The organism is Paenisporosarcina antarctica (assembly GCF_004367585.1).
In the GTDB taxonomy this organism is placed as follows: domain Bacteria; phylum Bacillota; class Bacilli; order Bacillales_A; family Planococcaceae; genus Paenisporosarcina; species Paenisporosarcina antarctica.
In genome coordinates this window covers 2,187,920-2,202,218 of sequence record NZ_CP038015.1, presented here as the reverse complement: position 1 = coordinate 2,202,218, position 14,299 = coordinate 2,187,920, and the positions used below count along the sequence as shown (strand labels likewise).

Annotated in this window: 15 protein-coding genes; 12 read left to right on the top strand and 3 right to left on the bottom strand. The window is 33.2% G+C overall.

Going from position 1 to position 14,299, the window contains the following annotated elements; translation table 11 throughout:
* Positions 1 to 185 precede the first annotated feature (185 nt).
* A complete protein-coding gene (locus tag E2636_RS10975) occupies positions 186 to 1,640 on the top strand; it encodes an ATP-binding protein (protein ID WP_243840619.1) in 1,455 nt (484 codons plus the stop codon).
* Between the two features lie 189 nt (positions 1,641 to 1,829).
* Positions 1,830 to 2,276 (top strand): MarR family winged helix-turn-helix transcriptional regulator, encoded by a 447-nt coding sequence (locus E2636_RS10970; protein ID WP_017381307.1) that lies wholly within the window; start codon positions 1,830 to 1,832, stop codon positions 2,274 to 2,276.
* A gap of 37 nt (positions 2,277 to 2,313) precedes the next feature.
* Here E2636_RS10970 and E2636_RS10965 read toward each other — a convergent pair whose 3' ends face one another.
* Complete coding sequence (locus E2636_RS10965; RefSeq protein WP_134210222.1) at positions 2,314 to 2,988, bottom strand: DUF8580 domain-containing lipoprotein; 675 nt, start codon at positions 2,986 to 2,988, stop codon at positions 2,314 to 2,316.
* A 48-nt stretch (positions 2,989 to 3,036) separates the two neighbouring features.
* Positions 3,037 to 3,654, bottom strand: coding sequence for a CPBP family intramembrane glutamic endopeptidase (locus E2636_RS10960; RefSeq protein WP_134210221.1), 618 nt, complete (start codon positions 3,652 to 3,654; stop codon positions 3,037 to 3,039).
* 244 nt (positions 3,655 to 3,898) lie between these two features.
* On the opposite strand from E2636_RS10960, the gene E2636_RS10955 reads away from it, so the two are divergent.
* From E2636_RS10955 to E2636_RS10940, 4 genes are all read left to right on the top strand, one after another.
* Positions 3,899 to 4,087 carry a hypothetical protein gene (locus tag E2636_RS10955; RefSeq protein ID WP_134210220.1) on the top strand — a complete coding sequence of 63 codons (189 nt, stop codon included), beginning with the start codon at positions 3,899 to 3,901 and terminating at the stop codon, positions 4,085 to 4,087.
* Positions 4,088 to 4,182: 95 nt separating this feature from the next.
* The gene (locus E2636_RS10950; RefSeq protein ID WP_017381303.1) at positions 4,183 to 4,335 is read left to right on the top strand and encodes an aspartyl-phosphate phosphatase Spo0E family protein; all 153 of its coding nucleotides are present in this window, start codon (positions 4,183 to 4,185) and stop codon (positions 4,333 to 4,335) included.
* 674 nt (positions 4,336 to 5,009) lie between these two features.
* Complete coding sequence (locus E2636_RS10945; RefSeq protein WP_279587101.1) at positions 5,010 to 5,894, top strand: NAD(P)-dependent oxidoreductase; 885 nt, start codon at positions 5,010 to 5,012, stop codon at positions 5,892 to 5,894.
* 26 nt (positions 5,895 to 5,920) lie between these two features.
* On the top strand, positions 5,921 to 7,240 hold the full coding sequence (locus E2636_RS10940; protein ID WP_134210218.1) for an MFS transporter: 1,320 nt from the start codon (positions 5,921 to 5,923) through the stop codon (positions 7,238 to 7,240).
* 61 nt (positions 7,241 to 7,301) lie between these two features.
* Here the strand turns inward: E2636_RS10940 and E2636_RS10935 are convergent, their stop codons facing one another.
* The gene (locus E2636_RS10935) at positions 7,302 to 7,769 is read right to left on the bottom strand and encodes a YkyB family protein (protein WP_017381300.1); all 468 of its coding nucleotides are present in this window, start codon (positions 7,767 to 7,769) and stop codon (positions 7,302 to 7,304) included.
* Positions 7,770 to 7,914: 145 nt separating this feature from the next.
* On the opposite strand from E2636_RS10935, the gene E2636_RS10930 reads away from it, so the two are divergent.
* The 6 genes from E2636_RS10930 (at position 7,915) to E2636_RS10905 (ending at position 14,278) form a co-directional block, all read left to right on the top strand.
* The gene (locus tag E2636_RS10930) at positions 7,915 to 9,462 is read left to right on the top strand and encodes a Ppx/GppA family phosphatase (protein WP_134210217.1); all 1,548 of its coding nucleotides are present in this window, start codon (positions 7,915 to 7,917) and stop codon (positions 9,460 to 9,462) included.
* The gene (locus E2636_RS10925) at positions 9,455 to 11,560 is read left to right on the top strand and encodes an RNA degradosome polyphosphate kinase (RefSeq protein WP_134210216.1); all 2,106 of its coding nucleotides are present in this window, start codon (positions 9,455 to 9,457) and stop codon (positions 11,558 to 11,560) included. Before E2636_RS10930 ends, E2636_RS10925 begins: the two co-directional genes overlap by 8 nt.
* A gap of 94 nt (positions 11,561 to 11,654) precedes the next feature.
* Entirely contained in the window at positions 11,655 to 12,425 is a 771-nt protein-coding gene (gene fadH / locus E2636_RS10920; protein WP_134210215.1) for a 2,4-dienoyl-CoA reductase, read from the top strand.
* Positions 12,426 to 12,485: 60 nt separating this feature from the next.
* Positions 12,486 to 12,725, top strand: coding sequence for a hypothetical protein (locus E2636_RS10915; RefSeq protein ID WP_134210214.1), 240 nt, complete (start codon positions 12,486 to 12,488; stop codon positions 12,723 to 12,725).
* A 116-nt stretch (positions 12,726 to 12,841) separates the two neighbouring features.
* Positions 12,842 to 13,282, top strand: coding sequence for a cyclic-di-AMP-binding protein CbpB (gene cbpB, locus E2636_RS10910; RefSeq protein WP_134210213.1), 441 nt, complete (start codon positions 12,842 to 12,844; stop codon positions 13,280 to 13,282).
* Between the two features lie 105 nt (positions 13,283 to 13,387).
* The gene (locus tag E2636_RS10905; protein WP_134210212.1) at positions 13,388 to 14,278 is read left to right on the top strand and encodes a transcriptional regulator CcpC; all 891 of its coding nucleotides are present in this window, start codon (positions 13,388 to 13,390) and stop codon (positions 14,276 to 14,278) included.
* Positions 14,279 to 14,299: the final 21 nt, after the last annotated feature.

The following is a 14,299-nucleotide window of genomic DNA, read 5'->3' as shown; positions in this document are numbered from 1 at the left end:
AACCTTCTCCTTTTTTTGGCTCAATCTATTTTACCAAGGAAAGACGTTTCTAACAATATGAATCAAACGACCTATACTATTTGACTAATTAATATGAAATAATCCAATTAATTGCAATATTCTAATTAATTTACTTATCTTAATATAGACATGGAACATCATCAAATAAAAATTAGTTAAGAGAGGTGATTAACTTGTTTAAAGATAATATAACGGAGGTATTCGATTTTTTATTTTACGATGATAAAGATTCAGTTATAACTTATAAAAAAGGGAAAGGAATTTTAAAAATGAATCGTGTGGCTAGAGAATTTTTCTCGTGTCACAAGATCGCTGAACTCGAAAAAAAAATGGACAAGTCATCATTAATGATTTGGAATAATTTTTTACAAGATGCGATAATTTCAACTATTGCAAAATGTCAAATTTACTTATTAGACTCATGTGAAAATGTTTTCCATTTTGAAGGATGCTATGATCGATCGAATTTCCAGTATGTTATTCGTTTTAAACAATCTCAAGAGCAAATTATATCTAGTGGAAACGTTTTAGATTTTTTAAAGTATGAATCTATTTTTAAACATGCTCCATACGGATTAATATTGACGTCTGTTGAAGGCATAATTATTGAAGTTAACCAAAAAATTGATACTTTTTTTGAAGAATCTTCAAGTGAATTTGTAGGGGGAAATTTTAATTTACTATTTGATTTGTTACCTGATTCAAAACCTGGTGCAATTCAATATATGAAGACATTATTATCTAAAGGCTCTGCAGAGATGATAGCATCTAAATTTGATGAGAGTGCTGTAGAGAAGTTTTATCATGTAATCTCCATTTTTAATGAAAACGTAAATATATATATGACTGTCATTTGTGATGATACAGAAAAGATTCAATTAAGAAAGCAAATAGAACATTTGCGCTCATTATCAACACTAGGGCAATTGGCTGCTAGTATTGCACATGAAATCCGCAATCCGATGACCTCTCTAAAAGGATTTACTCAATTATTGTCACATCAAGTAACTAAAGAAGGTAGCCAGTATCTTAGCATAATAGATAGTGAACTTAATCGTATGGAATCTATTCTCAATGAATTCTTAGTGTTATCAAAGCCAACTGAGAAATCTTTTCGTTTTATTTCATTATCATCACTAATCTCACAAGTTGTTGATTTTATGCATCCTCAAGGAATACTTAAAAACATAGAGTTTGAGTATGTTTCATGTGATCAGGGGTCTGATTGCATTCTAGGAGACTCTTATGAATTAAAAAAAGTATTTATGAATATTTTAAAAAATGCAATTGAAGTGATGCCTAAAGGAGGAAAAGTCACGATAACTCAAACTTTAATTGAAAATAATCAAGTTCGTGTATCAGTGACAGATCAAGGTGAAGGTATAACTGCAGAACAAATGCATAAAATCTTTTTGCCTTTTTATACTTCTAAACAACAAGGAACTGGCTTAGGTCTTCCGCATGCAGTTCAAACAATTGAAGATCACGGAGGATATATAGATGTTGAAAGTGAAATTAATCAAGGGACTACGTTTAATCTTGTTCTCCCACTTTATCCAATGGATTCATTAGAAGTGAATTTGATACATGATGTACAATATGCAAAGTCTTCTAACTAGCTGCAAAAGTTTTCTGATATACAATTAAAAAATACCTTATTAAAATTACGAACTCCAATGGAAAAATAGGACAATGGGACATCTTATACGCTTTAGGAAAGACACACTATTTATTATCATTTTGACAAAGTTCTTATGTTCCCTATATACTAGTTTTAATTAGAGATAATGGGAATAAAGGTGATATGAATGAAATCTGAAGAATTAACACAATCCTTAAAGTTATTTATCGTACTTTCAAGAGCACATAAAGCAATACATGAAAGTACGAATCAATTTTTTCAAAAGAATGGGTTAAATCCAACTGAATTTGCGGTGTTAGAGTTGTTATTCCATAAAGGCAGACAACCTTTGCAAAAAATAGGTAATAAAATCTTACTTGCTAGTGGATCAATTACGTATGTTATCGATAAGCTTGAGAAGAGAGGCTTCATAAACCGTGTTTCTTGTCCTTCAGACCGTAGAATAACGTTTGCTGAAATTACTACTGAAGGAGAAGCTTTCATGGCTACGCTGTTTCCAGAGCATGAAAAACAGTTGCATGAGATAATGTCTGCTCTTAATCCTGATGAAAAAGATCAAGCCATCGTTTTATTAAAGAAGTTAGGCTTATCAATTAAAGATTTATCATATTAATAATAAAAATTCCGGCTCAATTATTGAGCCGGAATTTTTATTGTTTTTCTGCTATTGTTTCGCCCATTTTTAAGAATGCATCTGTTAGATTATAAGCATTCCTATCAAAAATTGTTAATCGAACAATAAGATTCTCTTTTTCAAAAACAATTCCTGTAACGGTACCTATTTCTGCAGTCATTTCATATCCAATTTGATTTGAAATGCCTTCACCTTGAGGTAATTTTTCTTTGTCGCCAATTTGCAAGGGTTCTTTACCAAAAGTAACAGCAGCCATTGTTTCTTTCATATTGTTAGCAATTATTTCATAAGATGCTTCATCCTTTGAAATAGTTTCTATTCGCATGAACACTGCGGAGTTCTCTTCTAAGAAAAGAGAATCTTTATTAGGTTCTTCCCCTGTTAAGCTAAATCCATCTACTTTGTATATTGAATAATTTTGTTCGTCGCTCTCAGTTAATTTCGCCGTGTCTTCTTTTACTTCCCCATTTACTAAATAAGTGAGTATTTTATCTGTTCCTCTTTCTTCAGTTACCTGTTGTTCTTGTTCGTTTTCATCTTCTTCTGGAATTACTTTAACATCCTTTGTTTCTTCAGTTTCAACTTGCGTATTAGGTTCATCTTTACTAGTAGATTCATCTTTTGAGTTACATGCAGCAAGCATGGATATAACGAGTGTTAGCAATGCAAATAAAAGCCATGTTTTTTTCATTAAATATTCCCCCTTCAAGTGGTAGTCATGATGTAGTAGTAATTTGTTTCAAGAATTGAGTGGTAATACTAGAAATAGGAGGACGGTCATTGTAATATGAGCAATAATAATAAGCGGCATACTTTTTTTCCACTCATACAAGAATCCCCAAAGCAACCCAGAAGTAATTGCAGCAAGCACGCCTAACCAAAATCCACTAAAAGACATAGATAAGCCGAAAAGTATTGAAGATGCCAAAACGGAAAAGAAGGGGCTCATATAAGCTTTTAATTTTTGTTGGATAAAACCGCGCCAAAATAATTCTTCCCCTGGTATGATTATTAGTATTAGTAAAATATAGTGCCAAACTGAGGTTGGTCCAAAGTCAGTTAAAAATTGTTCAACTGAAATCACTGCTTTATCAGTAAATAAGAAGAAGAAACGATAAGCAATTGCGATAAGACCATAAGTGAGTGTACCATATCCAATACCAAAAACTAAGTACTCCCATGTCTGCACTTCGTCTTCTATTTTACCGAGAACAAATGATAAGGCCATAAATAATAGCATTGTGAACGTATACATATACCAAAAAATTTTTTCATTTGAAAACGCGAAGAAAAGTAATACATAGACTGCAACTAGTAAGGCAGTCCATCGTAGATGAGGAGCTAATATATTCAACATTTACACCTCCAGTAAATTATATTTTTATTCTCATATGTAGATGGTTAAGAGTTTCGTTCTTTAAGGTATACTACTTTATAGCGTTTATGTTAACAACTATTTATTCATATATCTGCTACCATCCTTAGACTTTTAGCACTTTCACCAAGTTACATTCAATATTGCATGATATTTTTTCTGCCGTAAAGTTTTTTTTGAAACATCTTAAAATCATTTTAGTTTTTATAAATAAAGGAGATATTTGATGAATACATATATACAACAGCTGGATGAATTAAGGGAGGGGATTGTATCCTCCATTTCAATTGAAAAAGAAGAATTTTTTGAATTTCGAGAAGTACTAATTCAACGAGAAGACTTTAAGCATTTCCGTGGTACTGCAAAACAAGGTGGGTTTGTTATTTATACATACGAAGCAAATTCCCGAAGTTGATAAAATTTCGTTCTTCATCTAAATAAAGATGTGTTAAAGAATTTGTGAAAAGTGTATAATATATGGTGATATGAATATGCAATGGGAGGAATACCGTGCCAAAATTAATTCTTGAGGAATTAGAACATACGAGAGAGAAAATGATTCAATCCGCGCTTGAAAATGGTTTTGGAAACGTTAACACTATCCATCTTAGTGAAAAGCTGGATCAACTATTAAATGCATATCATTTGAAAATCTCCCTATAAAATAAAAGTGAACTTATTCTAGAACTAAGCGATACTTGCTTAGTTTTTTTGTATGAGCGTCAAATATATTATGTACTCGAAAAATCTATAAGATACCTAATAATAAAAGTAACTGACTAGGAGATCTACTTCATTACTTACCAGGTCTGAAGAATCATTGCTCGTTTCAAACTGTATAGGAATGTATTCTGAATCAAGTACAATGTTTTGATTAATAAAGCTTTCAATAAAATATTTTTAAAAATAGGTTTAAAGAAATTGAAATATGGGGAAAGTATATTTGAACACAGCAACATTCTCATTTCCCCCTTTTTATAGGACACTTTCCCGAGAGGAATGTGTCCTACTTTTTTGTTTATAGAGGTTCTTCCTACTGTGATGTATACTTCTCTTTTAATCTAAGTTAACAGAGGATTTAAGTAAGTCATTCAAGTTTCTAAAATATAGAATACGGGTACTGCATGTGCTATAGATACATTAAAATTGTAATTTGATAACAATCTTTTAAGACTTCCGCCAAATTAAAATGGTTTTGATACATAAAGTCTTACAAATGTTTAACTGCTTAATGTTCATTACAAATAAATAACCTCATTTTCGGAATGTTCCGATGCTTATATGTAGGAACTTTGGTAAACTAAGAGACATCAGATAATGAATCAAGAAATTGGGGGATGAGGGTACATATGATTGAAAAAAAACATATAGGCTTTATAGGTACAGGAGTTATGGGTAAAAGTATTGTAAAACATTTATTATCTTCTGGGCATAAAGTTTCAATTTTTACACGTACAAAAGAAAAAGCGCAAGATTTAATTGATATGGGTGCAAAGTGGGCTCAATCCCCAGGTGAAGTCGCATCACAAGTTGACGTGGTTTTTATTATGGTTGGTTATCCATCCGATGTTGAAGAAGTTTTTTACAGTGAACAAGGAATATTTGCAAACGGGAAGTCAGGATTAATTGTCGTTGATTTGACTACATCTAAACCTACCCTTGCTATTGAACTTTATGAAAAAGCATTAACATATGGTATGAGTTTACTTGATGCACCCGTCTCAGGTGGAGATGTTGGAGCAAAATTAGGGAAATTATCTATTATGGTCGGTGGCGATAAAGAAGTCTTCGATTCTATTTCCCCTTTGTTTAAGCTATTCGGAGAGCATATTGTTTATCAGGGTAATGCAGGAGCAGGCCAACATACCAAAATGGCTAATCAAATTGCCATTGCCTCTAATATGATTGCAGTATGTGAAGCAATCACATATGCTAAAAAAGCAAAGCTAAATCCAGAAACGGTCTTACAGTCAATTTCAATGGGGGCTGCTGGATCTTGGTCCTTATCAAATCTGGCACCTCGTATGTTAAAAGATGATTTTGAACCAGGATTTTATATAAAGCACTTCATTAAAGATATGGGTATTGCATTGGATGAAGCTAAAACTATGGGTCTCCAATTGCCAGGTTTAGAAATGGCTTACTCAATGTATCAAAATTTAGCAGAACAAGGATTTGAAAATGAAGGTACACAAAGTTTAATAAAAGCTTACAACAAATAGATTAAAAATTTAGCGGGGTGTTAAGAGTGGACAATCAAGAAACTGCTCCTCGGAGTCCATTGGCTCTTTATTTAGCATTACCGATTTTATCTTGGGCTTTTTATGACTTTGCAAATACGATTTTTTCGTCCAATATCAACACTATATTTTTCCCGTTTTACACAGATGAAATTATTGGAACAAGCGAAGCAAGACAACAAGTAGCAAGTACGTTTGTATCATATGCTAATGCAGTTGCCAGTTTTTTCTTAGTTATTTTTTCTCCATTGTTTGGTGTGTGGATTGACCGGACAGGTTACAAAAAACGATTCATTGTATGGTTTACATCCATTTCAATCATCGCAACTTTTATGATGGGGGTTTTTGGAGGTATTCAAACGGATGCACTTATGTGGGGAGTACCACTGTCTTATGCATTGGTCGTTATAAGTTTCGTTATAGCAAAATTCTTTTTCAACTCAAGTCTTGTTTTTTATGACTCGATGATGAGTGATTTAGGAACAAAGCAAGAAATGCCTTTGATCTCAGGATTCGGAGTGGCAGTCGGCTATATAGGGACGATTGTTGGATTGCTTGTTTATTTACTAGTCAGTGAGGGTGAATTTCACAAAGCATTTATTCCAACCGCCATATTATATTTATTGTTTTCATTACCATTATTTTTTATTAATAAAGATACACCCATACCTAAAAATAAACGAGTAAAAGGATCATTCTTTGACGGTTATAAAGAAATCATTAAAACGATTAAGGACATGAAATCAAACAAACCCGTCTTTACTTTTATGGTTGCTTATTTTTTTATTAACGATGCAATCGCAACAACAATTGCCATGATGGCAATTTACGCAACGGTGATTGTCGGCTTTTCATCCGGACAATTCATTATTTTATACCTTGTGTCTACGATATCCACCGTAATTGGATCTTTTGCATTTGGTTATATTACAAAAAAGATTGGAGCCAAAAATTCTGTAACGATTGTCGCTGTTTTAATGATTGTTTCATTATTTGTTGCAGTTTTTGCTGTAGAACAGTGGATGTTCTGGATAGCAGGCAGTATGTTCGGCGTATCTCTGGGCTCGATGTGGGTTACATCGCGTACATTAATTATTGAATTAACACCAGATGACAAGAGAGGTCAATTCTTTGGTTTGTTTGCATTCTCTGGTAAAGTTTCTTCAATCATTGGACCAGCAATTTACGGGACTATAACGTATCAATTACAAGATTATGGACCACTTGCAAGTAGAATTGCATTATCCACATTGATTGTAATGACCGTCATAGGACTAATCATTCATTTACGTGTAAAGCAAGATTTATCAAAAGTCAGTTCTGTTTAGATACTTAAACAAATAAACAGCCGGAACACTTTAATCGTGTCCGGCTGTTTGTTACTATCAATTAATCTAAATATGTGCTACCAAAAGTATAAGATTTCTTTTTTATTGGCTGTGTTTTGGCCTTTGAAGTGGAAGCAAGTGAGGGGTTCCTCTTTACGATAGATGGGTGTAGGCCTGTATACTCACTTAATAATTGTTTAGCCATATTTAAACTCATTCTTCTTTGTGGATTACGGTAGTTTTCATCTAAATGACCTAAATGAGTAAGGTTTTGAAAATCTTCTTTTTTGGGCAGTAAATGAAAATAATAATCAGCACATTGAATTAATACAGAAGATTGTTGTTGACTATATCGAGGTTTTTCTACAAAGTGTAATCCCAATTTTTTGGCACGTCCGGTTTCAATCATCTTTTCAATAGTGAGCCTTTTTAATTCATAAAGATATTTGTTATCTGTAGCTGTTTTAGCATGACGATTAACTGAATATATAGCTGAAGCAAGTTGTTCATCAGTTTTAATTGGTTTCATGAAACCCCACCTTTCGCATCTTATAAAATAAAGAAATAAAGCTAGAATTAAGAAAAATTCAGAGCATTCAATTAACTATTATCATACCAATTCCTTCCCAATTTGTATAGGAAAAAAGAAAAGAATATGGAAAAGGTGAAAAAATATGAAAAAAAAGACAGCTATTATAGATATAGGATCTAATACAATTCGCTTAGTAATCTATTCTTATGATCAAAAAAGAGGACTTCGAGAATTTGAAAATATAAAGATAGTGGCACGATTACGTACATATATTCAAAAAAATGGAGAAATGTCTGAAGAAGGTATTCAACTTTTAGAAGAAATCTTAAAGTCATTTAGACAAATGCTAAAAGATTATAATGTACAAGACGTACTTGCAACGGCAACAGCAGCAATACGACAAGCAACTAATCAAGTTGTAATTGTTAACCGTATGAAAGAACAAACTGATTTTGAAATCGATGTATTAACTGGAGAAGAAGAGGCGTATTTTGGTTTTTTAGCAGTCGCACATTCTGTTCCAAATGAGTCAGCCGTTACGATAGATATAGGTGGAGGAAGCACGGAAATAACTTATTTTGTCAATAAAAAATTGCAAAAAACACATAGTTTCCCTTTTGGCGTTGTTACTCTTCAACAACAATTTATGAAGGAAGATAAAATAACATTCATTGAAAAAAAACAATTAGCATTGTTTGCAGAAGCTCAATTTCGTTCGCTTCCTTGGCTTAGTGGCCTGAATTTGCCCGTTATCGGTATTGGTGGTAGTGCACGAAATATCGCGCAAATTGATCAACAACGAAAACAATACCCAATTTCAAGTGTACATCAATATAAAATGAAAGTGCATGATGTAAATATATTAAGCGATACATTGTCTGACTTATCATTTTCCGATTTGAAAAAAATTGACGGCTTATCTAGTGACCGAGCGGATATTATTCTACCAGCACTTGAAGTATTCCGAGCATTAATGAAGGTGGTCGAAGCTAATGAGTTCATGTTCAGTGGTAAAGGGTTGAGAGAAGGTATCATGTTAAACCGTGTTTTATATACGAATCCAGAAGCGCTAGATAAGAATAAGGTTTTTGAGCATAGCTGTGATGCTTTAGCGGCAGAATATGAAATAAATCAACAAGAGGCTAAACATCTCCAATTTTTAGCGCAAAAAATTTATCTAGCATGCTCTAAGAATAAAATGATTCAAGAGTCTCCAGGTAGCTTACAATTACTAAAAAGAGCAGCAGCATTGTTTTATTTAGGAGAATATATTGACGCAGAATCTGCAAGTCAACATACATTTTATATTTTATCAAATCGCTCTATTGATGGTTTAGATCATTTAAATCGAGTGAAATTGGCACTAGTAGCTTCTTATAAAAATAAAGAAAATTTTAAGCGTTACGCTGCTCCATTTGAACAATGGATTGATAAAAATGAGTTAAAACATTTGCGCGATTTGGGAGCTATTTTGAAATTTGCTTATGGTTTAAATGGTTCAAAACGTTCTATTGTTAACGATGTCTTAATGGAATCTTCTAAAGATGGTGTAAAGTTGAAGATATATGTTGATGGAAATGCAATGGCCGAAGAATATCAAGCGGGCAAACAAAAGAAACACCTAGAACGATTATGTAAATGTGAAGTCAACATACAATTTATTGTAAAGGATGGAGAATCTTATGACTGAGCGACCTTCTTTGCTTGATATTGATAAACCTGAGTACTATAACAATCGTGAACTTAGTTGGCTAGCTTTTAATGAACGTGTACTACAAGAAGCAGAAGATGAACGAAATCCATTAGCGGAACGGTTGAAGTTTTTAGCGATTTTCAGTTCGAATTTGGATGAATTTTTCATGGTGCGCGTAGCTGGAATTCAAGATCAAGTAAGAGTGGAATTTCAAAAACCTGAAAACAAAGCAGGGCTTACACCAAAAGAACAGCTAAAAAAAATAAGTCATAAAACACGAGAGTTAGTCAAAAGACAGTCACGAGTTTATCAGCAACTCGTATATAAACAATTAAAAAACGAAAATGTTCAAGTATTAACAATGGCAGAGTTATCAAAATCACAAAAAAACTTTACCCAACTATTCTTTGAAGAACATGTCTTTCCAGTTTTAACACCAGTAGCTGTAGATGCATATCGACCTTTTCCAACTCTGTTAAGTAAAACAATGAATATTATTGTTATTCTAGAACAAAAAGTTGAAGAAGAAATTCAAGAAAAAGTGGCAATAGTTCAAGTACCCTCTGTTTTAACACGAATGATTAAAGTCCCTTCTAAAAGCAAAGGTGATTCGTTTATTTATTTGGAAGACTTAATTATTAACCAAATAAAAACGTTATTTTATGGCTATTCAGTGAAATCAGTCAATACTTTTAGAATGACTCGAAATGCAGATTTAACCATACATGAAGAAGGTGCAAGAGACTTACTAGTAGAAATTGAAAAAGAGTTAAAAAAAAGAAAGTGGGGCTCAGCAAGTCGTTTAGAAGTTCGAGTAAATGAAATTGATCAAGAAGTACTAAATTATTTATTGAATGTACTTGATATACATCATGAGGATGTATATAAGATGGAATGTCCAATAGATCTGACATTTTTATTTTCTTTTGTTAGTGAAATAAAAGTTAGTCGAGAAAAGCTATTGTTTGAAAATTTTATTCCTCAACCGCCTTTTGATTTAAAATCAGATGAAAATTTATTTGAAAAAGCTTTACAACAAGATTTATTTTTCCACCATCCTTATGAATCATTTGCACCGATATTGGAATTTGTCTCTGAAGCTGCAGACGATCCAAACGTACTTGCAATTAAACAGACTTTATATCGAGTAAGTGGGAATTCTCCAATGATTCATGCATTAAAAAGGGCAGCAGAGAATGGAAAACAAGTGACGGTATTAGTGGAACTAAAAGCAAGATTTGATGAAGAAAAAAACGTCCATTGGGCAAAAGAATTGGAACAAGCTGGTTGCCTTGTAATTTATGGCATGCACAATTTAAAGACACATTCCAAAATCACATTAGTTGTTAGGAAACGAAACGACCGTATTGAAAGATTTGTCCATTTAGGGACAGGGAATTATAATGACCAAACGGCAAAAGTCTATACAGATATGGGTATTATTACAACAAAAAAGAAGTTTGGCATAGATGCTACAAATTTCTTTAATTATTTAAGTGGCTATACAGAAAAGCCGATTTTTAATCATTTAGTTGTGGCTCCTTTTGATATTAGAGATGAATTTATTAAATTGATAGATCAAGAAATTGCTTTTCATCAAAAGCACGGAAACGGATACATACGTGCAAAAATGAATTCTTTAACAGATAAAGAATTAATCATGAAAATGTACGAGGCTTCAATTGTAGGAGTAAAAATTGATTTAATTATTCGAGGAATATGTTGTTTACGTCCACGAATTAAAAACGTAAGTGAAAACATTCGTGTTATTAGCATTGTAGGTCGTTTCTTAGAACATTCTAGGATCTACTGGTTCCATCATAATGAAGAGAACCTTGTTTTTCTTTCATCAGCAGATATGATGACTAGAAATATGATTAAACGAGTTGAGATTCTTTTTCCCATATTAGATTCGGATATAAAAGAACGAATTATGAACCTTATTTTACTCCAAATGAAAGATACTGCGAAATCAAGAGAGCAAGATGAAAACGGAGAATATCTTTATCATTTCCCTAAAAATAATGAGAATATGATAAACAGTCAAGAAGAATTACTAAAGTTAGCTTATCGAGTTTCTAAGGATGAAGAATAAAGATTTACTCCCCCTTTCTATATACTTTTGTACAATAGTAATGTCATAATAAGTATATGAATGAATATTCAGAAATATAAAAGGGGGAATTAGTATGTTATTAAAAGATAAAACAATTATTATTACTGGCGGATCAAGTGGAATGGGTTTTTACATGGCGAAACGCTTTGTAGAAGAAGGAGCAAACGTTGTCATAACTGGACGTGATTTAGAACGTTTGGAAACTGCTCAAAAAGCAATTTCTCATGATTTTAGTCACGTAGGCATTTTTCAAATGGATGTCCGTGAACCAGAGCATGTAAAGGCAATGGTTCAATATGCAGACGAGCTGTTTGGAAGAATTGATGGACTTGTTAACAATGCTGCAGGTAACTTCATTGTCCATGCTGAAAAACTATCACCAAATGGATGGAAGTCAGTAATTGACATTGTTTTAAATGGAACGTTTTATTGTTCACAAGCAGTCGGAAACTACTGGATTGAAAAAGAGTCAAAAGGATCTATCCTAAATATGTTAGCAACGTATGCGTGGAATGCAGGAGCAGGTGTTGCTCACTCTGCTGCTGCGAAGGCAGGCGTAATGTCATTAACGCGAACGTTAGCGGTTGAATGGGGAACTCAGTACGGCATTCGCGTAAACGGGATAGCACCGGGACCTATTGAACGAACTGGTGGAGCTGAAAAACTGTGGGAATCTGAAGAGGCAGCTGCACGAACACTTAAATCTGTACCACTTGGTCGACTTGGACGTCCTGAAGAAATTGCAGATCTTGCTGCATTTATGCTTTCAGAAAAAGGAGCTTACATGAATGGTGAAATTGTCACAATGGATGGCGGTCAGTGGTTAAATAAATTCCCATTTTAAGCTTAAAATTCTTGAAACTACCCATACTAAGCTTACTTCAATGAAAGGGTAGGATTTATTATGGGTATATGGGCGTGGCCATTGGTTTTCGTAATTTTCATTATAAGCGGGATTGGGTTTTACGCAACTTGGAGAATTATGGTGTTTGATAGGAAACGGCAGGAAGTAAATGATTCACCAATTCCACAAACTATGAAAGAACATCCTTTTGTACTAAATCCAATTATTTGGGTTTACCTGACTGCACTTGTGTTTGTAACAATTCTTATAGCTTATTATGTAGCTTCTTCATCTTATTAGGTGAAGAAGTTTTATTTATGATTAAAACGTTTACTTTTATGTTTTGTAAAAGAATATGATATGATAATAGAGTAGTATGCTGTTTGTTAGTTGAACAGAAAAAGGAGTAGAAGTGTATGATTTCGGTTACAAGCAGAGATTTTTTTGAAATGCATATCGAAGAATTCATTATCTCATCAGAAAAAGTTGCACATGTGCAAGTAGGAAATAGTGCAGAACATGCCCTCTTAGTATTAACCAAAACAGGATATTCATCTATCCCGGTATTAGACTCTAAATATCGTTTAAAAGGGTTAGTTAGCACCTCAATGATTACTGATGCCATATTAGGATTAGATCACATTGAGTATGAACGTTTGCCAGATATAAAAGTCGACGTTGTGATGCATTCACCTGTCCCTTCCATTCATATTAACGAAAAGTTTAAAAAAGGATTAGACCTTTTAATCAATCATCCTTTTTTATGCGTAGTAGATGATGAGGAAACATTCTTAGGTATATTAACGAGACGAGTAGTATTAAAACAACTAAAAAAACATATGTATCAAAATAATTAGTAGTTGCAACAATAAGCGGAGGTCTCTATACGAGATCTTCTTTTTCTTTTAATAAAGGATTACCAAGATTATGAACTGAAGACTTCTGTAAAGGGTGTGAAATGGGTGACAACAAATGAATCACAAATCATTAAAATTCTTTCAGAAGAACGCAATATGAGAAAAGCTGCGGAACGACTTTTCCTGTCTCAACCTGCACTATCCCAACGTCTTCAATCAATTGAAAAAGAATGGGGTGCACAGCTATTTCTCCGATCTCAAAAAGGACTTACAGCTACTCCTGCTGGTGAAATTGTGATCCAATTTGCTATTGATAGCATTGCTAAGCAAGAAGAAATTTTTGAAATCATTCATTCATTAACCTCAAAGGTTCATGGAACATTGAAAATTGCTTGCGCTTCTATTGTTGGCCAAAATTGGTTGCCTATGGTATTAAAAGATTTTGTCACGAAGTACCCTGAAGCAAAGATTTCTCTAATTACAGGATGGAGCTCAGAAATTGTCAAAGCCCTTTACGATGGAGAAGCACATATTGGGATTGTCAGAGGCCATACAGAGTGGAAAGGTACAAAAATTCACTTATTTCGTGATACTCTTTATTTAGTAGACCAAGAATTGAAAGAAGTTCAAGATGTGTTGTCAACTGACCGACCTTTTATTCAATTTAAAAGTGACTCAAACTATTACCAAGAAATTCAAGCATGGTGGCAAAGGCATTTTTCTTCAAGTCCAAGGCGTCAAATAACAGTAGATCAAATTGAGACATGCAAACAAATGGCGTTAAATGGAATTGGTTATGCGATATTACCTTCAATTACACTAAATGGGTTAGAAAAAGTTAATAAAATTGCCTTAACCAATCGAGCAGAAGAATTTGAATTGACGCGTGATACTTGGTTAATAGGCTATGACTCAGCCTTTAAATTACGACAAGTAGAGGCTTTTGTTGATGTTGTGCAAGAACATGCAAAAAAACTGCATGATTATTCAGATTAAATACGTGTATTGTGACTCACT

Bases quoted from the DNA above. Each gene is read 5' to 3' on its own strand.
- E2636_RS10915 (WP_134210214.1), top strand. From the start codon at position 12,486: ATGGGTATATGGGCGTGGCCATTGGTTTTCGTAATTTTCATTATAAGC.
- E2636_RS10965 (WP_134210222.1), bottom strand. From the start codon at position 2,988: ATGAAAAAAACATGGCTTTTATTTGCATTGCTAACACTCGTTATATCC.
- E2636_RS10945 (WP_279587101.1), top strand. From the start codon at position 5,010: ATGAGGGTACATATGATTGAAAAAAAACATATAGGCTTTATAGGTACA.
- E2636_RS10925 (WP_134210216.1), top strand. From the start codon at position 9,455: ATGACTGAGCGACCTTCTTTGCTTGATATTGATAAACCTGAGTACTAT.
- cbpB (WP_134210213.1), top strand. From the start codon at position 12,842: ATGATTTCGGTTACAAGCAGAGATTTTTTTGAAATGCATATCGAAGAA.
- fadH (WP_134210215.1), top strand. From the start codon at position 11,655: ATGTTATTAAAAGATAAAACAATTATTATTACTGGCGGATCAAGTGGA.
- E2636_RS10955 (WP_134210220.1), top strand. From the start codon at position 3,899: ATGAATACATATATACAACAGCTGGATGAATTAAGGGAGGGGATTGTA.
- E2636_RS10930 (WP_134210217.1), top strand. From the start codon at position 7,915: ATGAAAAAAAAGACAGCTATTATAGATATAGGATCTAATACAATTCGC.
- E2636_RS10960 (WP_134210221.1), bottom strand. From the start codon at position 3,654: ATGTTGAATATATTAGCTCCTCATCTACGATGGACTGCCTTACTAGTT.
- E2636_RS10970 (WP_017381307.1), top strand. From the start codon at position 1,830: ATGAAATCTGAAGAATTAACACAATCCTTAAAGTTATTTATCGTACTT.
- E2636_RS10935 (WP_017381300.1), bottom strand. From the start codon at position 7,769: ATGAAACCAATTAAAACTGATGAACAACTTGCTTCAGCTATATATTCA.